Origin of the sequence: Enterobacter sp. BNK-22 (assembly GCF_048684805.1) — a bacterium.
In the GTDB taxonomy this organism is placed as follows: domain Bacteria; phylum Pseudomonadota; class Gammaproteobacteria; order Enterobacterales; family Enterobacteriaceae; genus Enterobacter; species Enterobacter quasiroggenkampii.
Genome location: NZ_JBLQTT010000001.1, coordinates 1,254,663 through 1,274,147, shown reverse-complemented (window position 1 = coordinate 1,274,147; position 19,485 = coordinate 1,254,663). Strand labels below are relative to the sequence as shown.

20 protein-coding genes are annotated in these 19,485 nt (G+C 54.4%); 9 read left to right on the top strand and 11 right to left on the bottom strand.

Annotated elements, in window-relative coordinates:
• Positions 1-13: 13 nt before the first annotated feature.
• Positions 14-898: a hypothetical protein gene (locus tag ACMGGE_RS05875; protein ID WP_048223123.1), complete on the bottom strand. Its 885-nt coding sequence runs from the start codon at positions 896-898 to the stop codon at positions 14-16.
• A 275-nt stretch (positions 899-1,173) separates the two neighbouring features.
• Here ACMGGE_RS05875 and ACMGGE_RS05870 point away from each other — a divergent pair, with 275 nt between their 5' ends.
• Positions 1,174-2,637 carry an EAL domain-containing protein gene (locus ACMGGE_RS05870; RefSeq protein WP_262790810.1) on the top strand — a complete coding sequence of 488 codons (1,464 nt, stop codon included), beginning with the start codon at positions 1,174-1,176 and terminating at the stop codon, positions 2,635-2,637.
• Between the two features lie 31 nt (positions 2,638-2,668).
• On the opposite strand, the gene ACMGGE_RS05865 is transcribed toward ACMGGE_RS05870, so the two are convergent.
• The 3 genes from ACMGGE_RS05865 to ACMGGE_RS05855 form a co-directional block, all read right to left on the bottom strand.
• Positions 2,669-2,941 (bottom strand): DUF883 family protein, encoded by a 273-nt coding sequence (locus ACMGGE_RS05865; protein WP_045910495.1) that lies wholly within the window; start codon positions 2,939-2,941, stop codon positions 2,669-2,671.
• Between the two features lie 119 nt (positions 2,942-3,060).
• Complete coding sequence (locus ACMGGE_RS05860) at positions 3,061-3,729, bottom strand: epoxyqueuosine reductase QueH (protein WP_063621585.1); 669 nt, start codon at positions 3,727-3,729, stop codon at positions 3,061-3,063.
• A gap of 124 nt (positions 3,730-3,853) precedes the next feature.
• Entirely contained in the window at positions 3,854-4,330 is a 477-nt protein-coding gene (locus ACMGGE_RS05855; RefSeq protein WP_420293505.1) for a GNAT family N-acetyltransferase, read from the bottom strand.
• 90 nt (positions 4,331-4,420) lie between these two features.
• On the opposite strand from ACMGGE_RS05855, the gene ACMGGE_RS05850 reads away from it, so the two are divergent.
• Positions 4,421-5,350 (top strand): LysR family transcriptional regulator, encoded by a 930-nt coding sequence (locus tag ACMGGE_RS05850; RefSeq protein ID WP_420293504.1) that lies wholly within the window; start codon positions 4,421-4,423, stop codon positions 5,348-5,350.
• A gap of 83 nt (positions 5,351-5,433) precedes the next feature.
• On the opposite strand, the gene ACMGGE_RS05845 is transcribed toward ACMGGE_RS05850, so the two are convergent.
• Both ACMGGE_RS05845 and ACMGGE_RS05840 read right to left on the bottom strand, forming a co-directional pair.
• On the bottom strand, positions 5,434-5,931 hold the full coding sequence (locus ACMGGE_RS05845; RefSeq protein WP_025911200.1) for a surface-adhesin E family protein: 498 nt from the start codon (positions 5,929-5,931) through the stop codon (positions 5,434-5,436).
• Positions 5,928-6,551 carry a hypothetical protein gene (locus ACMGGE_RS05840; RefSeq protein WP_420293503.1) on the bottom strand — a complete coding sequence of 208 codons (624 nt, stop codon included), beginning with the start codon at positions 6,549-6,551 and terminating at the stop codon, positions 5,928-5,930. The genes ACMGGE_RS05845 and ACMGGE_RS05840 overlap by 4 nt, the downstream gene beginning before the upstream one ends.
• Before the next feature lie 200 nt (positions 6,552-6,751).
• Between ACMGGE_RS05840 and ACMGGE_RS05835 the strand changes: the two genes are divergently transcribed.
• The 3 genes from ACMGGE_RS05835 to ACMGGE_RS05825 all read left to right on the top strand — a co-directional run bounded on the left by ACMGGE_RS05835 (position 6,752) and on the right by ACMGGE_RS05825 (position 10,029).
• Positions 6,752-7,027 carry a metal/formaldehyde-sensitive transcriptional repressor gene (locus ACMGGE_RS05835; protein WP_181367445.1) on the top strand — a complete coding sequence of 92 codons (276 nt, stop codon included), beginning with the start codon at positions 6,752-6,754 and terminating at the stop codon, positions 7,025-7,027.
• Between the two features lie 31 nt (positions 7,028-7,058).
• Positions 7,059-8,177 carry an S-(hydroxymethyl)glutathione dehydrogenase/class III alcohol dehydrogenase gene (locus ACMGGE_RS05830; RefSeq protein ID WP_021242543.1) on the top strand — a complete coding sequence of 373 codons (1,119 nt, stop codon included), beginning with the start codon at positions 7,059-7,061 and terminating at the stop codon, positions 8,175-8,177.
• A gap of 160 nt (positions 8,178-8,337) precedes the next feature.
• Entirely contained in the window at positions 8,338-10,029 is a 1,692-nt protein-coding gene (locus ACMGGE_RS05825) for a methyl-accepting chemotaxis protein (protein ID WP_045910499.1), read from the top strand.
• A 117-nt stretch (positions 10,030-10,146) separates the two neighbouring features.
• On the opposite strand, the gene ACMGGE_RS05820 is transcribed toward ACMGGE_RS05825, so the two are convergent.
• The 4 genes from ACMGGE_RS05820 to ACMGGE_RS05805 all read right to left on the bottom strand — a co-directional run bounded on the left by ACMGGE_RS05820 (position 10,147) and on the right by ACMGGE_RS05805 (position 15,227).
• Entirely contained in the window at positions 10,147-12,528 is a 2,382-nt protein-coding gene (locus ACMGGE_RS05820) for a glucose/quinate/shikimate family membrane-bound PQQ-dependent dehydrogenase (protein ID WP_420293502.1), read from the bottom strand.
• A 255-nt stretch (positions 12,529-12,783) separates the two neighbouring features.
• A complete protein-coding gene (locus ACMGGE_RS05815; protein ID WP_045910501.1) occupies positions 12,784-13,707 on the bottom strand; it encodes a LysR substrate-binding domain-containing protein in 924 nt (307 codons plus the stop codon).
• A gap of 181 nt (positions 13,708-13,888) precedes the next feature.
• On the bottom strand, positions 13,889-14,773 hold the full coding sequence (locus ACMGGE_RS05810; protein WP_420293501.1) for an SDR family oxidoreductase: 885 nt from the start codon (positions 14,771-14,773) through the stop codon (positions 13,889-13,891).
• 64 nt (positions 14,774-14,837) lie between these two features.
• Entirely contained in the window at positions 14,838-15,227 is a 390-nt protein-coding gene (locus ACMGGE_RS05805) for a YdeI family stress tolerance OB fold protein (protein WP_045910503.1), read from the bottom strand.
• Between the two features lie 138 nt (positions 15,228-15,365).
• Between ACMGGE_RS05805 and ACMGGE_RS05800 the strand changes: the two genes are divergently transcribed.
• The 4 genes from ACMGGE_RS05800 to ACMGGE_RS05785 are packed head-to-tail and all read left to right on the top strand — an operon-like array spanning position 15,366 to position 17,859.
• Complete coding sequence (locus ACMGGE_RS05800; protein WP_420293500.1) at positions 15,366-15,869, top strand: hypothetical protein; 504 nt, start codon at positions 15,366-15,368, stop codon at positions 15,867-15,869.
• A gap of 9 nt (positions 15,870-15,878) precedes the next feature.
• A complete protein-coding gene (locus ACMGGE_RS05795; protein WP_008502280.1) occupies positions 15,879-16,325 on the top strand; it encodes a DUF421 domain-containing protein in 447 nt (148 codons plus the stop codon).
• 11 nt (positions 16,326-16,336) lie between these two features.
• A complete protein-coding gene (locus ACMGGE_RS05790; RefSeq protein WP_420293499.1) occupies positions 16,337-16,855 on the top strand; it encodes a 2-oxo-tetronate isomerase in 519 nt (172 codons plus the stop codon).
• Positions 16,856-16,872: 17 nt separating this feature from the next.
• Positions 16,873-17,859: an SDR family oxidoreductase gene (locus tag ACMGGE_RS05785; RefSeq protein WP_063621590.1), complete on the top strand. Its 987-nt coding sequence runs from the start codon at positions 16,873-16,875 to the stop codon at positions 17,857-17,859.
• Here ACMGGE_RS05785 and ACMGGE_RS05780 read toward each other — a convergent pair whose 3' ends face one another.
• Positions 17,860-19,485 carry an alpha-amylase family protein gene (locus ACMGGE_RS05780; protein WP_420293498.1) on the bottom strand — a complete coding sequence of 542 codons (1,626 nt, stop codon included), beginning with the start codon at positions 19,483-19,485 and terminating at the stop codon, positions 17,860-17,862.

The window sequence follows — 19,485 nt, the reverse complement described above, 5'->3', positions numbered from 1 at the left end:
AACGCCTGGTGGATTATACGGTTGACGTCACGTTGTGAACGTGGCGTCGCTCTTTAGGAACAACGTTGATGTAATGCGTAACATACGCAAAATATAACCCGGCATAATTTTCGACGAGTTCGATAAACGCCGGATAGACCGATAGCCGACCATCACCCCGATCTTTCAGATAGCCTGCCTCCTGAGCCGATTTGATAATCCGGTTGACGTGGATGCGCGATACAAAAAATTCTTTTGCGAGCGTGCTGGCTGAATAGTCGATGACGGCACCATGGGCAGATTTATTTTTCATGGCCTGCAGGTAAAGATAAAGCATAATCATACGTCCGCCATCTTTATCGATAAATAATCCCACTTCAGGCAACACCTTTCTGAACGTTAATCCCCGAAAAAGATATTCTGCCGCGCGGCGGAAGAAGTTATTTCTCAAAATATCATTATCCAGCAGGTTCACGTTAATATTGAATGTTGGGTAAAGAATGCTGACGGGCAAAAAAGCGCCGGACATATATCGCTTAAGTTCATTCAGACCTTTTTCGGTTGGCGCGATTCTCGTTTTGCGTCTGTCTTCCGTACAGCGCCAGGTCCTGATGCGCCCGGTGGTTCTGAGTATCGTGATGATCGCAATAACGCTGTTGGGGCTGGCTATCTTATAGCGAGAGCATAACTCTTTAATTTCTGAGACTGACTCGGCCTGATTTCCAAAAATAAAACAACACATGGAGAGGATAATGTTGAACCGTGATTCCTGTAGCATTGTCTTGTAGAACAAAGGTTGTTTTTTGTAGATGGTGTCATTAATTGTGTAGTGCTCTAATATTGCCTCACCGAATCGTGGATTGCTCTTTATGACATCCCTTCGATGTAGCAAGGCCCTGGATGAGATATGATTATCCATAGCATTTTTCTCGTATTTGAATGAGCCGATAGATGAAGTATCCAGTCTTCTTTTTCGGAATTTTCATTATACCCTGAGAATAAAACATTTGCCGTGGTTATTTGAAAAGAAAAGTATATTTAAACGCGGGTGATTAACGCAAAGATGTTCCGGTGAATTAGACTGATAACAGTTTCTTAACCCTGGGTGCTACTGTAAAATTATACTTCGCAACAGATGCAATAAATTTACGCATACTCAAATGGAAATGGCGCTTTGGTGCCCAGGAGCAGGTTATGACCCACAAAATTTCTCTCAGAAATGGGGCGTGCGATGAACATAAGTTTGTCATCTCAGCCTGCGGTTTCACATTCCAGGGATATTGTTCGATCCTTAATAAATACGGAATCCATGCTTCCCGAATCCACTTTAACGGAGATGAGGCATCTCAACAGGATATTGAAAATATCCTTAAAAATCAGGATGCGCATATCGTGGTGTTTCTCGGGAAAGGCGTGGTCAACCTCCTGGAAAGCCTGAAGCGACTGGCATCCATACTTAATGCACTCCCCGTTATTCGGCATGTCACCCTGTATGGTGATATTCCCGATGGCTGGCTGTACCGCACGCTTGGCAGTCTTTTAAATAACCGCTATCAACTATCATTGATTCGCGTAGCCAGCGTTTCTGATGTAATAGCCTGTTTTCATACCCATTACAAAAGTTTTAAGGATCGCTCTCGCGCATTACGCGAACGCTACATGGATATTTCCGCGCAAGAAAATCTCAAGTGGTTAACACGAAGGGAAATTGACGTATTATTAAGTTTCTACCGCGGCATGTCCGTAAAAGAAATGTGCGATAGAATGGGGTTGTCGAATAAAACGGTGTATACCCACCGTAAGGAAGGCGTGCTTAAATTACACTTAATTAAGCGTTGGCTACACGATCCGCATAATTTTAAAGCAGAAATGCCTGCTAAACACCCACGTCAAAAAACGGGGCTTACGGAGAAGGAAACCGACATTTTTAATGCCCTACGTAATCGGGAAATATTTCCGGCATATCAGATTATTACCGATCGTGATAAAAAAGGTGTTGGATTTGAAATACTTATTCGCTGGAATAAAAACGGTAAAATTGTCAAGCCTGCTAGTTTTTTAACGGATATTACCAATCATGAGATATGGCTGCAAATAACGGCGTTGGTCATCCATGCTGCCGTTTCAGGTATTAATAAGTATAACGGGAAATATTATTTTTCTGTGAATATCCCGCCTCGTCTGGCATCCGGAAATGCCTTGCCTGATATGGCACGTAAGGCCATCGATATGCTGCTTAAACCGCAGTGGGCGGAAAAGCTGGTCTTTGAATTTGCAGAGGATATTGACGTGACGAAGGATAAAAGGATCCCTGAAACCATGCGGCATTTACGCAAAACGGGGTGTCGTTTATTTCTGGATGACTGCTTTTCAAACCATCAAACCATGTTCCCGGTGCGCCAGGTCCATTTCGATGGACTCAAACTGGATCGGGACATCGTCGATCACTTTGTGGCAAATGACAATGATTACAATTTGATAAAAGCGATTCAGATTTATAGCGACATGACCGGCACTGACTGTATTGCAGAAGGGGTTGATAGCGAAGAAAAGTTCGAGAAACTCGTCGCGCTGGGCGTTAAAAACTTTCAGGGATATTATCTTTCACGTGCCGTGAAAGAGGATGAGTTAGACCGCATGGTACGGTTATTTAGCTGATAAGAAAAATAAAGCCCCGAAGGGCTCTGGTTTATTTTCGACCCAGCAGCAGGCCGAGAACAATACCGACAGCACCCGCGGCGATGAGGCCGGTGAGGGGATTATTTCTGACCGCTTCTGTGACGTCGGAAACGGCATCGCTGGCCTGAGCGGCGTATTTTTTCGCGGCACCTTTTACCTGATGTTTTGGTGAATCGACGAATTCACCAAACTGCTGCTGCGCTGAACCAGCGAGTTCATCAAATTTATTTTTTGCCTTGTCTTCAGCAAACTGGGTGTTTTTATCAGTACCGATATCAGACATTTTTGCCTCCTTTTGTTGATAGTTAAAGGATAGCCGCTCTTTGTGGATGTGGGAGACGCAAGGCTAAATTCGGCACCTGACAGGGCGGTTTTCGGATATATCTCTATACCGGGAACCCATTATTTCTCATTGTCATCCTGACCGTAATACAGCTTCCCGATGCGGATCAGCGGGCGACCCTGAGACTTACGGTGCAGGTTACTGTCCCTGAGCGAATAAACGCACCCGCAATATTCCTGCTGGTAAAACTGTTCCCGCTTGCTGATCTCAATCATGCGTGAGGAGCCGCCCTGTTTGCGCCAGTTATAGTCCCAGTAAACCATACCCGGATAGCGCGCGGCCGCACGCTGGCCGCAGTCGTTTATTTGCTGCATGTTCTTCCAGCGGGAGATCCCCAGCGAGCTGCTGATAACGCTGAATCCATTTTCTGCCGCATAGAGCGCCGTGCGCTCGAAACGCATATCGAAGCACATGGTGCAGCGGACGCCGCGCTCGGGTTCCCATTCCATGCCTTTCGCGCGCTCAAACCAGTTATCGGTGTCGTAATCGGCATCAACAAACGGCACGCCGTGCTTTTCCGCAAATCGAATATTCTCCTCCTTACGAATGAGGTATTCCTTTTGCGGATGGATATTGGGGTTATAGAAGAAAATGGTGTACTCAATGCCCGACGCCTGAATAGCCTCCATCACTTCACCGGAGCAGGGGGCGCAGCAGGAGTGCAGCAGCAGTTTGTCAGCGCCGTTGGGCAGGGTGAGTTGAGGGCGGATAAAAGGGGCTGTCGTCATGGCGTTCTGCACTATGTTGATGAAATTTATGGAAGGGTAGCATAAATTCGGAAACTGTTGAGACGGGATCGACGCAGGAAAGCGCGATCCCGCGGGGCGGGATCTTCTCGGGTAGCGCGTGCCGCTATTCGGCAAAATTCAGCAGCGCTTCACCATCCAGACGATAGCGTACCCACTCGGGCTGCGGCAGCGCGCCGATGCTCAGATAAAAATCGATGGCGGGCTGGTTCCAGTCCAGCACGCTCCATTCAAGACGACCGCACTGCCGTTTTACCGCCAGCTGCGCGATATGTTTCAGCAGTGCTCTGCCTGCACCTTTCCCGCGATACACCGGAGAAACGTACAGGTCTTCCATATAAATCCCGTTGCGTCCGAGCCAGGTCGAATAGCTGGTGAAGAACACGGCATAGCCGGCGATCTTGCCTTCACACTCCGCGATCAATGCCTCGGTTTTAGTACCTGCGCCAAAGAGCGTTTCCCGGATCTCCTCCGGCGTGGTAACCACTTCTTCCGGGGCTTTTTCATACACCGCCAGCTCGTAAATCATGGCGTAAATGGCCGCTGCATCTTCGGGACGGGCCTGACGAAGGGTGATGCTCATTGTTTTTCCTGCTTTTTAGCGTGTGTCCTGATTGATGGCATTAAGCATACGGCGTATTGTCCGAAGAATTAAGTGCAATGAAATCAACATATGATGAATATTATGCATCCGATACTGAGACGGCTTGATTTAAACCTGCTGCCCGTTTTCGACGCGATATACCGCCACCGTTCCGTTCGGCTGGCCGCTGACGAGCTGGCGATGAGCACATCCGCGCTCAGTCATGCGCTGTCGCGCCTGCGCGCCACCCTGAATGACCCGCTGTTTTTTCGTGAAGGGCACCGCATGTCCCCCAGCGTGTATGCCTCTCAGCTTGCGCCTTCGATTGCTTCCGCACTGTCGTTCCTGAATCATGAGCTGACCCCGCAGCCGGAGTTTGATGCAGCCAGCAGTGCGGAGAGCTTGCAGATTGCGATAACGGACTTTACCGCGCTTTGCATTTTTCCGGCTCTGATACACAGGCTGCAGCTTACAGCCCCGGGTTTACGCTTTGAATTGCGCTATCTGCCGCACAGCCCGGCTTTGACGGAACTGCTGGCGGGCGAGGTGGATCTGGCGCTGGGCTTCAGCACGCCGGAGGATATCCGTCATCCGGAACTGGAAGAGATCGGCTGGTTTGAAGATGAGTATGTGGTCATCAGCAACGCAAGCCGGACCCGGCTGACGCTGGAGGATTATCTCGCGGCCCGACACCTGGTGGTGACGCCGTGGAATGAGAGGCAGGGCGTTCTGGACGTGCGGCTTGAGCAACTGGGCTATACCCGACAAATCGCGATCAAAACGCCGTCGATGCTCAGCGCACCGTTTATCGTAGCGGAAAGTGACCTGCTGATGGCGATCCCCCGCTATGCCGCGGAGAAGCTGATTAGGACAGCGGATCTCAGGATTTTTGCGTTACCGTTTCCGATACGCACGTTTGAAGTGAAAATTTACTCGCATAAACGCAGCGGCCAGCGGGGCGCGACCCGCTGGCTGAAGGAGGAACTGCAGACGCTGGCGCAGGCTGTCAGGGGACGGTAGGCTATTTGTTAGCGGACAGCCCAGCCCGCGCTTTACTATAGAGCAGAGCGAGTCTGTCCATAGAAGCTTAGGTCCTGAAGATTTTATTCATCCAGTAACGGTTTTCGATTATCTTTCGCTGGCTCTGGCTTGAGTTTTTCAACGGGAATACTACACATGCTTTCCGCTATTATCCCAAAAAGAGAGTCTTTCGGATAACTTTCCCATTGTCCCACATCCTGTGTCACATGTACGACATCGCCTTCCGCGAACGGTTTCGAAAAATAGGTACGCGCCATAACGGCACGCTGGTTTTTGTCGCAGTTAATCACGTCGATTGCCCGTGAGCTCGCTATGTAGACGGGAGGATTTTTTATAATGAGTGTCTGCTCGGCGTAGTTATTGATGAAATAAAAGCGGCGTAAGTGATCGTTACCCTGATAAGTTGAAATCACCCGAAAATCGATATACGAAGCAATTCTTTTATCTTCAAGGATTTTTATGACGCCTGCCGGTGGCTTGGGGGTAGACTGGGGCTGGGGTTTACTTGTCCCGGTGCAACCTGTCAGCATAAGTAATACCAGCCATGTTAGCTTTTTCATTTCGCATCCCCTGCGGATAAATCAGGCCGTAATGTCGTCAGCATGTCAGGCGTTACATTTCCCTGAACGGTACAGAGCAATAATGTCCCGTCTTTACCTTTGCTGAGCATTAACAGCTTTTCAGTACTTTCTTTTGCCGGAGCAATACCTGTCACCGCCTGCGCGTTGTCTTCCCACTCACTGTTTGGGTTGATTTTAATCATCGTCTGAGAAACATAATCGTCTCCCGCCTTTTTCCAGGACAAATGATCAAGTCTGGACATCACTTCTTCTTGCGACTCTTTGAAAATGAGTCCCCAGTAATAGTACTTACCGTAATTGATTTCATCGAGATTGCTGGTTTGCAGGTAATATCCCGACACCGTCAGATTTAATTCATGCTGCGGTTGAGCAAACCAGATGGTGCGATTGCCGTCTTCAGGGGCTTTGAACCAGGCCTGCGAATGCTTGTTGAGCGTTAAGGGGGCTACGCGGCTGAGTTTGGCTCGCTGATGATAAATCTCGTTGAAAAAGGTTGAGTCGCAGCGGGTCAACGTTTGTGTCAACGTGCTGGCGTGAACCGCGGGTGTGGCTACAGCCATACCTGCTATGAGCCCAATGGAGGAGATGAGTTTACGCATGTAATATCCCTATATTAAAAAAAGACCCTATTTTTATCGGCTTATCAGGATGAGACTTTACGCTTTTTTATTTTGCTTCGTTATCTGGCGTATTCAATGCCTCCCCCGAGTTTTGTACAAAACCTCAACCCTCTAATCTTTAGGTTTACACAGCGGTAACAAAATAGGTACCATACCCCCCTATAGTATCAGGAGGGCGTATGCCGCATTCACCCGAAGATAAAAAACGTATTCTTACCCGCGTCCGTCGCATTCGGGGCCAGGTTGATGCCCTTGAACGCGCGCTGGAGTCGGGCGCCCCCTGCCTGGCCATCCTGCAGCAAATTGCCGCCGTGCGCGGTGCTGCCAATGGCCTGATGGGCGAAATGGTTGAAATTCACCTCAAAGATGAGCTGGTTGCGGGGGACACCACGCCGGATCAGCGAGCCGTACGCATGGCGGAAGTCGGCCATTTACTGCGCTCTTATCTAAAATAAATCCACATACCTGACAAAAAAGGGAAGGCATATGAAATCTCGCGCTGCAGTTGCATTTGGCCCCGGCCAGCCGCTCAAAATCGTTGAAATTGACGTGGCACCGCCGAAGAAAGGCGAAGTGCTGATCAAAATCACCCATACCGGCGTGTGCCATACCGATGCGTTTACGCTCTCGGGCGATGACCCGGAAGGCGTCTTCCCGGCGGTGCTCGGTCATGAAGGCGGCGGGATTGTGGTGGAAGTGGGAGAGGGCGTGACCAGCCTGAAGCCGGGCGATCACGTGATACCGCTGTACACCGCGGAATGCGGCGAATGCAAGTTCTGTAAATCCGGCAAAACTAACCTCTGCCAGGCGGTGCGCGCCACCCAGGGGAAAGGGCTGATGCCGGACGGGACGACCCGTTTCTCTTACAACGGCGAGCCGGTTTATCACTACATGGGCACCAGCACCTTCAGCGAATACACCGTTTGCGCGGAGATCTCGCTGGCGAAGGTGAACCCGCAGGCGCCGCTGGACAAAGTCTGCCTGCTGGGCTGCGGCGTGACCACCGGTATTGGCGCGGTGCATAACACGGCAAAAGTCAAAGAGGGCGATACCGTGGCGGTGTTCGGTCTAGGCGGCATTGGTCTGGCGGTGATTCAGGGCGCGGTGCAGGCGAAGGCCGGTCGTATCATCGCGGTCGACACTAACCCGGAGAAATTCAGGCTGGCGGGTGAAATGGGCGCGACCGATTTCGTAAACCCGAAAGATCACGAGAAGCCGATTCAGGACGTCATCGTTGAGATGACCGACGGCGGCGTGGACTTCAGCTTTGAGTGTATCGGCAACGTGAACGTGATGCGTTCCGCACTGGAGTGCTGCCACAAAGGCTGGGGCGAGAGCATCATCATTGGCGTGGCCGGTGCGGGTCAGGAGATTAAAACCCGTCCATTCCAACTGGTCACCGGGCGCGTATGGCGCGGTTCCGCGTTTGGCGGCGTGAAGGGGCGTACCCAGCTTCCGGGTATGGTTGAAGATGCCATGGTCGGCAAGATTCAGCTCGATCCGTTCATTACCCATCGCTTACCGCTGGAGCAGATCAACGAGGCGTTTGATCTGATGCACGAAGGAAAATCCATCCGTACCGTTATCCATTTCGGCGACAAGTAACTCTTCTGCCAGCGGTTTTTAGCCGCTGGCGTTTCTTTAATAATCTTCTCTAAAGTGTGACCAGTGCGGCGTTTTTAGCCGTAATCTTAATCTGTGCCGTGCCGATGACTATTTAACAGGCGTGTTTTTACGCATCTTACCTACAAGAGAGTCGACGGTCATGGACAACACTACTTCGATGCTGGCGCAGCGCAAGCTGAGCTTCTTGCATCACATCAGGCTGGTTCCGCTGTTTTCCTCCATTCTCGGTGGCATTATTCTTCTGTTTGCCTTGAGCTCGGGTCTTGCGGGTTATTTCCTGCTGCAGGCCGATAACGATCAGCAGGATGTCACAGCTGAAATTCAGGTGCGTATGGGGCTGTCGAACAGCTCAAACCATCTGCGAACCGCGCGTATCAATCTGATCCACGCCGGTGCGGCAAGCCGTATCGCGGAGATGGATGCCATGAAGCAGAACATCAGCGAGGCGGAAACACGCATTAAGCAGTCCCAGGAGAGCTTTACCGCCTACATGAATCGTGCCGTGCGCACCGCCGAGGGCGCAGCGCTGGACGCGGATCTCAAGGCGCGTTACGACGCCTATATTGCTGGCATGCAGCCGATGGTGAAATTCGCCAAAAACGGCATGTTCGAAGCGATCATCAATCACGAAAACGAAACGGCACGTCCGCTGGATGACGCTTATAACGCCGTACTGCTGAAGGCGATTAAGATCCGTACCGACCGCGCCAATGCGCTCACGGCGCAGGCGCACAGCCGCACGCAGCTGGGCCTGATGTTTATGGTGGGCGCGTTTGCGCTGGCGCTGGTGCTGACGGCGATGACCTTTGTCGTGCTGCGCCGCACGGTAATCAATCCGCTGCAGCGGGCAGCGAAACGTATCGAGAATATCGCTAAGGGCGACCTGACGATGCCGGACGACGTGGCGGGGCGCAGCGAAATTGGTCGCCTGACGCGCGATCTGCAAACCATGCAGCACTCGCTTGAAAAAACGGTCGGCACCGTGCGTCAGGGGGCGGAGGAAATCTACCGTGGCACCAGCGAAATTTCTGCCGGTAACACCGATCTCTCTTCCCGCACCGAGCAGCAGGCTGCCGCCATCGAGCAAACCGCCGCAAGCATGGAACAGCTGACCGCGACGGTGAAGCAGAACGCCGATAACGCCCATCATGCCAGCAAGCTGGCGGAAGATGCTTCCGGCAAAGCTACCCGCGGAGGCCAGATGGTCTCCGGCGTGGTGAAAACCATGGGCAATATCTCCAGCAGCTCGAAGAAGATCTCTGAAATCACCGCCGTGATTAACAGCATTGCCTTCCAGACCAATATCCTGGCGCTTAACGCGGCGGTAGAAGCGGCCCGTGCGGGTGAACAAGGGCGCGGATTTGCCGTGGTGGCAAGTGAAGTGCGCACTCTGGCAAGCCGCAGTGCGAATGCCGCAAAAGAGATCGAAAGCCTGATCAACGAATCGGTATCGCTGATCGACCAGGGCTCCGGCGAGGTTGTTGCCGCCGGTAACACCATGAATGAGATTGTCGACGCGGTGAAACGCGTTACCGACATCATGCTGGAGATCGCCGCGGCGTCCGATGAGCAGAGCCGCGGTATTGTGCAGGTGAGCCAGGCGATTTCTGAGATGGATAAAGTGACCCAGCAGAACGCCTCGCTGGTGGAAGAAGCCTCCGCGGCGGCGGCGTCTCTGGAAGAACAGGGCGCGCGTCTGACCGAGGCGGTTGGCGCGTTTCGGTTGAATAGCGCAAAGCAGGGCCGCGTGGTGACAGCTGCACCGGTGGCGCAGAACGTACCGTTGCGCCCGGCGGCGACGGTTTCCGGGGATAACTGGGAGACGTTCTGAGCGGCGTGTTGCGTCGGGTGGCGGCTTCGCCTTACCCGACCTACGTATAACGGTAGGCCCGGTAAGCGTAGCGCCACCGGGCAAAAAAAAGGGACCTTTCGGTCCCTTTTTCACATCTTATTTCTTATCAGGTAATGCGTACGCGATAACGTAATCACCGCGGTCCGGCGACTGACGGGCGCCACCGGCGTTAATGATGATGTACTGCTTACCGGTTTTCGGCGACACGTAGGTCATCGGGCCGGACTGGCTGCCAACCGGCAGGCGGTCTTTCCAGATCTCTTTCCCGGTGGCGGTATCAAACGCGCGCAGGTAGAAATCCTGGGTACCAGCAAAGAACAGCAGACCGGACTGGGTAGAGAGCGACGCGCCCAGGGTCGGCATACCGATTGGGATTGGCATGTGCATGCGAATGCCCAGCGGGCCGGTATCTTCCACCGTGCCGACAGGAACCTGCCACACCAGCTTGCCGGTTTTCAGGTCAACGGCTGACATGGTGCCAAACGGCGGCTTCTGGCACGGAATGCCCAGCGGTGACAGGAAGCGTTCACGCATCGCGCCGAACGGGGTGCCGTCCATTGGAACAATCCCCATCTCGATGCCGCTGGCATTTTTCGCCACGTTCGCGCGCGGCACCATATAGTTTGCCAGACCCAGGCGCATATCGTTGACGAACATCAGGCTGTTGTTCGGGTCAACGGAGACGCTGCCCCAGTTCATCCCGCCGAGTGAGCCAGGGAACTGCAGGGAACGGTCGAGACCCGGAGGGGTGAAGACGCCCTGATGACGCATCTCCTTAAACTGAATGCGGCACAGCAGCAGGTCGACAGGCGTGGCGCCCCACATGTCGGACTCGGTCAGCGTCTGGTTGCCAATCATCGGCATGCCAACGGAGTACGGCTGGGTTGGGGAGTAGCGTTCACCTTCAACGTTACCCGCCGGGACAGGGCGTTCCTCTACCTTCGCTACCGGCTTGCCGGTTTCGCGGTTAAGCATGAAGATCATGCCCTGCTTGCTGGTCTGCACCAGCACCGGCGTGGTGCCGCCCTTACCGTCAGGCAGGTCGTACAGCAGCGGCTGGGAAGGCAGGTCGAAGTCCCACAGGTCGTGGTGGGTGGTCTGGAAATGCCAGCGGACCTGACCGGTGGCCGCGTCGACGGCGACGATGGAGGAACTGTACTTATCGTCCAGCGCGGTACGCTCGCCCGCCCAGAAGTCTGGCGTGGCGTTGCCGGTTGGCAGGTAGATCAGGTTCAGTTTGGCGTCGTAAGACATCGCAGACCAGACGTTCGGCGTACCGCGGGTGTAGGTCTGGCCTTCTGGCGGCAGGCCGGTCAGGTTCGGATTACCCGGATCCCATGCCCAGGCCAGTTTACCGGTGTGAACGTCGTAGGCGCGCACCACGCCCGGCGGTTCACCGGTCGAGTAGTTATCCGCGACGCGACCGCCAACGACGACAACGTTCCCGGCAACCAGCGGCGTGGAGGTTTGCTGATAATATCCGGGCTTAATCTCGCCCATGCCGACGCTCAGATCCACGATGCCATGGTCGCCAAAGTCGTCGCAGACCTTGCCGTTATCCGCGTTGATGGCAATCAGACGGGCATCGGTGGTGGGCAGGAACAGGCGGCGAGGGCATGCCGCTGGCGATGTCCCGTTCTGTGACGCCGTCACGTTAGCATGATCTTCAAAGTAGCCCAGACCGCGGCAGCGCTGCCAGTTCGGCGCGGTCGCTTTCGAATCATAACGCCATTTTTCTTTACCGGAATCCACGTCCAGCGCCAGCACTTTACTGTACGGCGTACAGACATACAGCGTGTCGCCAATCTGCAGAGGCGTGTTCTGATCTTCCGCACCCGAGCCGTTGCTCTGCGGAATATCGCCGGTGTGCGCAACCCACGCGACTTTCAGCGAGCTGACGTTTTGCTTGTTAATCTGGTCCAGCGCGGCGAAACGGTCGCCGTAGGTGGTGTTGCCCCAGTGTTCCCAGTTCTTTTGCTGCTCGCCGGGTGCAACGGGTTTCACCGGAACGGGCTCGTTCGCTGCCACGAGGGTTTGCGGCTTAAACATCCAGCCCAGGCTGACCAGCATGGCCACCGCCAGCAGGGCCGCGACGCCAAAGGCGGGCGCCTTGTTCGGGGCAGTGTGGTTTGCTGCGCGCAGGAAGGGCCAGACGATGGCGCAGAGGAACGCCAGCACGGCAAAGGTAAACAGGCGGGAGAAGAGCGGCCAGAAATCCCAGCCTGCATCGCTTACCGCCCAGAACAGCGAGGCAATAAACGCGATGCCGTAAAGCAGGATCCCGCTGGTGCGGTTGAGGAAAATCAGGATCGCGGCAATCACCATTACCACGCCCATTATCAGGAAGTAACTACTTCCGCCTACGGTGGCGAGCTTTAAGCCCAACCCGCCGACGGCCAGACCGATGAGCATCATCAGTCCGGCAAGAAGCCACTGCAGAATACGAGGTATCCCGCGCGGCGCGCTGCCAAATGCCATTTCTGTCTCCTTAGATCCCCCGCCGTGTCGGGTATGTACCAGTTGGGTAATAAATGCGGTGGGATTGATGGTTAATACCGGTGAATTCGTTTCTATCAAATAATTTGCGAACCATTTGGTGAATTCGCCGCTATGATAAAACTGTTAAATTGTTTTACGCAATTGTTAATGATTTATTCCGCATTATTTGATTAACGCACAGGACAGCTCCCTCGCCCCTGAGGGGAGAGGGTTAGGGGGAGGGTCGAAAAGGTTTTAAACCGGCATTGATTTGCGGATGGCGCTCAGCAGCGTCTGCGCGCCTGTGGAAAGCGGAGTATCTACCCGGGTCAAAATACCAATAGGTTCACCGGCGCCGGGGGCCGTTACCGGGAGAGCGGTCAGCGTGCCCTGGCGCAAATCATCTTTTACCGCGCCAGAGGGAACGAACCAGACGTAGTCATAGTCGAGGGTGAGCTGGCGTGAAAGCGAGGCCGACAGCGTTTCGATGCACCCTGAGGGCAGCGTACACCCCTGCATTTGCAGCAAGGTTTCGGCGGTCTGACGTGGGACGGTCCCTTTCGGACACACCACCACCGGCCACTCCATCACGCGGCTTAACGTCACCGTGTCCTGCAGCAGAGGGTGATCGGGACGAACCACCAGCTTCAGGGATTCCAGGAACAGCAGTTCGTAATTGAGACCCCCCATCAGTTCAGGATCGGACATGCGGCCGATACCGATATCCAGCTCGCCCGATTTCAGCCCCGCGAGCAGCATGGTGTTATTCATGGTGGCAACCTGGATCGTGGTATGCCGTTGCTGCTTATGGAACTGGCCAATCACCGGCGGAAGAATGCCGAGCGCGGCGGTAGGCAGGGCCCCGACGCGGACGACCTCGCTGCTGTGCTCTTCTTTTCGATGCAGGGACTGGCCTGCGGTATTGAGCGCATCCAGCACCTTAACGGCGTGCGTCAGGAACTGTTCGCCCACGATGGTAAGCTGCGCGCCCAGCCGACCGCGGTCAAAAAGACGGGCGCCGGTCAGCTGTTCCAACTCGTTGAGGGTTTTCGAGAGCGCAGGCTGGCTCAGGTTAAGAGTTTCAGCCGCACGCCCCAGCGTTCCCTGTTGAGCGACGGCCACAAATGTATGCAAATGGCGCAAGCGTATGCGCTGACTGAACAGACCATTTTTTTCCATAGGCGATGTTAAAAACAGAGCGATGCGGGTGACAAGTTAAGTTGTTTAATTTTGATAACCTGATAGCAAAATATTTTTAACATCTGATCTGTTTGAGTTACAACATGTTTTTCGGCAGGGGAATATGAGCGAACATCCTTGTTCATTTATTGCTCATTGCTGAGGGGAAAGGGTTACGCGGTTAGATTACCCCGTCACCGCCGTCAGAACACCACACCTGGCCGGACGTAAATGAACATTCATCCGAGGCCAGCGTGACGTACAGCGGGGCAATCTCGACGGGCTGACCCGGACGTCCCAGCGGCGTATCTCCGCCAAACTCCTTCACTTTTTCCATCGGCTGGCCGCCGCTGGACTGCAGCACCGTCCAGTAGGGACCGGGAGCGACCGCGTTGACGCGAATGCCTTTCGGACCCAGCTGCTTGGCTAAGGATTTGGTAAATACCGCCAGACAGGCTTTCGTCTGGGCGTAGTCCAGTAGCACCGGGCTGGGCTTCACCGCCTGGACGGAGGAGGTATTAATAATCACGGACGAGGCTTTCAGGTGGCGCAGAGCCGCCTTCGTGATCCAGAAAGGCGCGTACACGTTGGTTTTAAACGTCGCGTCAAAATCTTCGGTGGTCAGCTCTTCAAGCGATTCACGGAACTGCTGGCGACCGGCGTTGTTAATCAGAATATCCAGCCCGCCCAGCTTCGAGACGGCTTCTTCGACCAGGTTCTGGCAGAAGGTTTCGTCCCGGACGTCCCCCGGCAGCGCGACGGCGTTCCGCCCTTCGGCTTTGATCAGGTCGATAACCTCGGCGGCGTCTTTTTCCTCGTCAGGCAGGTAGTTAATGGCCACGTCCGCGCCTTCACGGGCATAGGCGATGGCTACAGCGCGACCGATACCCGAGTCACCGCCGGTGATCAGCGCTTTTTTGCCCGCCAGGCGGCCATGCCCTTTATAGCTGGTTTCCCCGTGGTCGGGTACGGGTTGCATTTCGGATGCCAGTCCCGGTGGCGTTTGTGGCTGTTCCGGGAACGGGGGCTGCGGGTAAGCGTTCGTACGTTGTTTAGTATCACTCATAGCTGACTCCTTAAGCCAAGGGGTGAGATTTGATGGATAACTGCAGCGTTAACGCTTCGCTGAATTATTTCTGCAAACGATCAACACGGACGACGGCAGGAGATGATTTTTTATCAAGCGAACCGTTGATACTGATCATCTGGTCGGGTTTTACCGTTCTGCCGTCGAAGACTGCCTGGGGAATAATAACGTCGATTTTTCCGGTTTTATCCTGAAATACAAACTTATCGCCGCTACCGTCAATAAGATTACCGCGTAATGAAATGGTCGCACCGTCGTGCAGTTGTTTTGCCTGATCGATGGTCATAATACGCGCATCATCGGTTCCGCGATATCCGCTATCCAGCGCATGGGGTGGCGGCGGAGCTTCACCTTTTTGTAACCCGCCGTTATTATCTGCGAAGGCGGCCGGAACCAGAAATATCATGAAAGCGGAAATAAGCGATAATTTCATCGGATATCCTTCATTTTGGGTGTCTTGACTTATTAAGTATTGTTGCTATTTCTTTATGTGGCAAATGTGATAAGTCCTAAAAACATTCGCGTGAAAAATCAAACTTATCGGATAATAAGCGAAACGGTGACGATGACCATGAAGCGTGAAAATGAAAAGTTGCCCGGGATAGATGAGAGTTATCGCTTGCTGACGTTTGAATACGCGTTTCGTCAGGTGGGTTTTATTGTTCTGCTGGTTATTATCATCGCCGCTATCGCCGGTCTGTTTTCAAGCGGGTGGGTCAGCGATACGGTTAAAACCAATTCCGCTAAATCACTGACCATAAGCTATGAACGGTTTGGCCGCCGGGAGACGGAGACGCGAATGGCGCTGGCGTTCCCGGTGCGAACAGAGGGAAAGTATGTTCTCAGCATGGCCAGCGAGAGCAGCGATATTTACGAGCCTGGCAGCGTCTGGCCGCAGCCGGACAGCATGTTCAGCCGTGGCAAGACCCTCTATTTTGTCTATAACAACCTGAAAAAGTCAGACCGCTTCGCGATGTTACTCTTCACCACGCCTTCGAGAGCCGGTAAATGGAACACGACCGTTCGTGTAAACAACGAGCCGGAGATAACCCTCTGGCAATTTATTTACCCCTAGGAGGCTGATATGGATATGGTCTTTCGTGCGCTGGCGATTTATCTGTTCCTCGTGGTGGTATTTAAAGTGGCCGGGCGGCGTGCGCTGCTGCAGATGACCAGCTTCGATCTCATACTGCTCCTGATAATTAGTGAAGCCACTCAGCAGGCGCTTCTCGGACAAGATTTCTCCGTCACCGGTGCGATGATTACCATTACCACCCTGGTGGTAGTGGATATTATTTTTGGCCTTATGAAGAAGTATTTTTCTCCGGTGGAGAATATTCTGGACGGCACTCCTGTGATTCTGGTGGAAAACGGCGTACCCCTGGCGGATAAACTCAAAAAGGTCGATGTCTCTTGCGATGATATTCTGGTGTCAGCGCGTCAAAATAATGGTATTACCGAAATAAGCCAAATTAAATATGCCATACTTGAGCGCAATGGACATATTTCAATCATTCCTTTTGAGAAATAAGAGGCGAAAAGATGAGCAATATTTTTCACGACAACAATTATACCGTGGGTGAACTGACGAAAAAACTGGCGAGCAAATTAACCGATCTCGGGCTTCGCTTAACCACGGCGGAATCCTGTACCGGCGGAAAGCTCTCGGTAGCTCTTTGCGCCGAAGAGAACACGGCCGATTTTTATGATGTTGGCCTGGTCGTATTCAGCGACGAAGCCAAAGCGCGGATCCTCGGCGTTCGTCCTGAGACGCTCGCACGCTATACCGCTGTCAGTGAGCAGACGGTGACCGAGATGGCCGCCAGCATCCGCGACATCGCCCAGGCGGATATCAGTATCGCCATCAGCGGCTATGCTGGCCCGGAAGGGGGCGACGATGGCACGGCGGCGGGGACGGTCTGCTTTGCGTGGAACATCCAGGGCGAGACGCAAACCCGCACCGTACTTTTCTCCGGCGACTGTCAGGACGTGGTGGAAAAAGCGGTGCATTTTTCGCTGGCCGAGCTGGTGACAGCATTGTCGGACGGGCATAACGGTTGATTTCGCGTGGAGGTTCTATGGCTGTCATAGTGATTACCGGTGGGACGGCGGGCGTGGGAAAAGCCACGGCGCTGCGCTTTGCAAAAGCAGGTTACGATGTCGGCCTCATCGCCCGCGATGAGGCAAGCCTGCACTCCACACAGGAAGAGTTGCGCCGCTTCGGCGTAAATGCACACGCCGTGCAGGCTGACGTCGCCGACAGTCAGGCGGTGGTGGACGCGGCTAACGACATTGAGTATCGCCTCGGCGCGATTGATGTCTGGGTTAACAATGCCATGGGGGCTGTGCTGGCGCCGTTTCGCACCCTTACGCCGGACGAGTTTCGACGCGTGACTGAGGTGACGTACCTCGGCTACGTGAACGGTACCCGCGCGGCGCTCGAGCTTATGGTTCCGCGCGACAGGGGCGTGATTATCCAGGTAGGGTCCGCGCTGGCCTACCGTTCCATTCCCCTGCAGTCCGCCTACTGCGGGGCCAAAGCGGCGATCCGCGGGTTTACCGACGCGGTACGTACCGAGCTGATGCATGAGAACAGCCGGGTTCAGCTTTCGATGGTGCAGATGCCGGGGCTTAACACGCCGCAGTTTGAATGGGCAAGGAACAAGTTCGCCTGGGCGATGCGTCCGGTTCCGCCGGTGTTCGAGCCTGAAGTTGCTGCCAGCGCCATCTTCAGGGTGGCGCAAAAGCCGGTGCGTGAGCTGTGGGTAGGCAGCAGCACCATTCAGTCGATTGTCGGGCAGTTCCTCTTCCCGGGTTTTCTGGACCGGCTGATGGTGAAGAAAGCCTGGGAAGGTCAGATGACGGACGATCTGAACGCGCCGGACCGCCGGGACTATCTCGACCAGCCGGTTAACGACCTGCACAAAATCCATGGTCGTTTCACTGACGAAGCGAAAACCCGCGCGACGTCCGTCACCTCCGGTATGCCGGGCAAAGTAGCGTTAGGGGGGCTGGCGTTGGCGGGGATTGTATTAACGCGTTTGCTCACCCGCAGGAAACCGTAATCAGCGCAGCGCGCTGCGGTGCGTCCAGAACCAGCGATAGCCATAGCCGCCAAGGCTGAGCTCAACGGTTTTACCGCAAACCAGCGCGTCATCGTAGCGTTTGTCCGCAAGACAGGCGGTCCAGGTGGCGTTGCGGATCCCCTTGACGGTGAACCGTACCGGCTGGTCGCTGAAGTTAACAAAGGTCAGGATGCTGCGTTCTTCGGTCTCGTAATAGATCCCCAGTACCGCGTCACTGTCGATCGTGAGGAGCCGAAAGGGCGCAACGGCGATTTCGGGGAACTCCGAGCGGGTATTGGCGATATCAATGATCCGGTGCAGAAGCGAGTTGCGGTGGAGCAGCGAATCAGCGACGTTGATTTTCTGATAGCGATAAGGGCCGTGGTCGATAATCGGCGCAATAAATTTGCCCGGATCGGCTGCCGAAAAACCGCCGCCTTGCGATCCCGCCCATTGCATGGGGGTGCGGACGGCGTAGCGCTCCTCCAGATCGAGGTCATCCCCCATGCCGATCTCATCGCCATAGCGCATCACCGGAACGCCGGGCAGGGAAAAGAGTACCGCGTGGCAGAACGCTAGCCGCTTCAGATCGCCATTGAGCATCGGGGCCAGGCGACGGCGGATCCCGCGCTGGTAGACGTTCATCTCGTCGTCAGGGGCGAAGGTATCGAGGACAAACTGTTTGTCTTTCTGGCTGATGCCCTCCAGATCCAGCTCGTCGTGATTGCGCAGCCAGTTGGCAAAACAGCATGAATCGGGCGGGACGATCATCTTCTTCACCGCGTTGCGCAGCGGGCGGGCGCTTTTTCGGGCCAGGCTGACGTAGAAATACTTGTTGAGCCAGAAATTGAGCACCAGATTCAGGCGGTCATTATTGCCAAAGTAGTCCTGATAGGCCTCCACCTCGACGTCCACTTCGCCCAACAGGATCGCCTCCGGATTATGCTCCTCAATAAGACGGCGCATATGCTCGAGGATCCACAGACCCTTTTTTTCATCGCCATTTCCCGCCTGCGTGGTCAGGTGCGAGGCGGCATCCAGGCGGAACCCCGATACGCCCAGCTTGAGCCAGAAGAGGATGATGTTCTCAATCTCTTTCAGCACCGCGGGCGAGGTCAGGTTCAGGTCCGGTTCGTGGCGATAGAACATGTGCCGGTAGTATTGTCCCGCCTCGTCGTCCCAGCTCCAGATGCTCTCCTCCACGCCGGGAAACATCGGGGGCGTATCGTCGTCGTCAGTGTCTGACCAGAGGTAGTAATCCCGGTAGGGTGACGCCGGGTTACGGCGGGCCTGCTGGAACCAGGGGTGCGCGTCGGAGGTGTGCTGGATCAGCAGCTCAATAATGACCTGCATGCCCAGCTCGCGGGCCTGTTCGATAAGGGCAATGATATCGGCCAGCTTTCCGAAGCGGGGGTCCACCTGGAGATGGTCGCTGACGTCATAGCCTTCATCGAGAAAGGGGGTGAGATAAAACGGGGTGATCCAGATAACTGTCGCCCCCATCCGGCGAATGTAGCGCAGCTTGGCCGCTATCCCGGCGATGTCTCCGCAGCCATCGCCGTTCAAATCATAAAAGAGTGCGGTATCAATCTGGTAAATAATGGCCCGTGTATGCCAGTCCGTCAT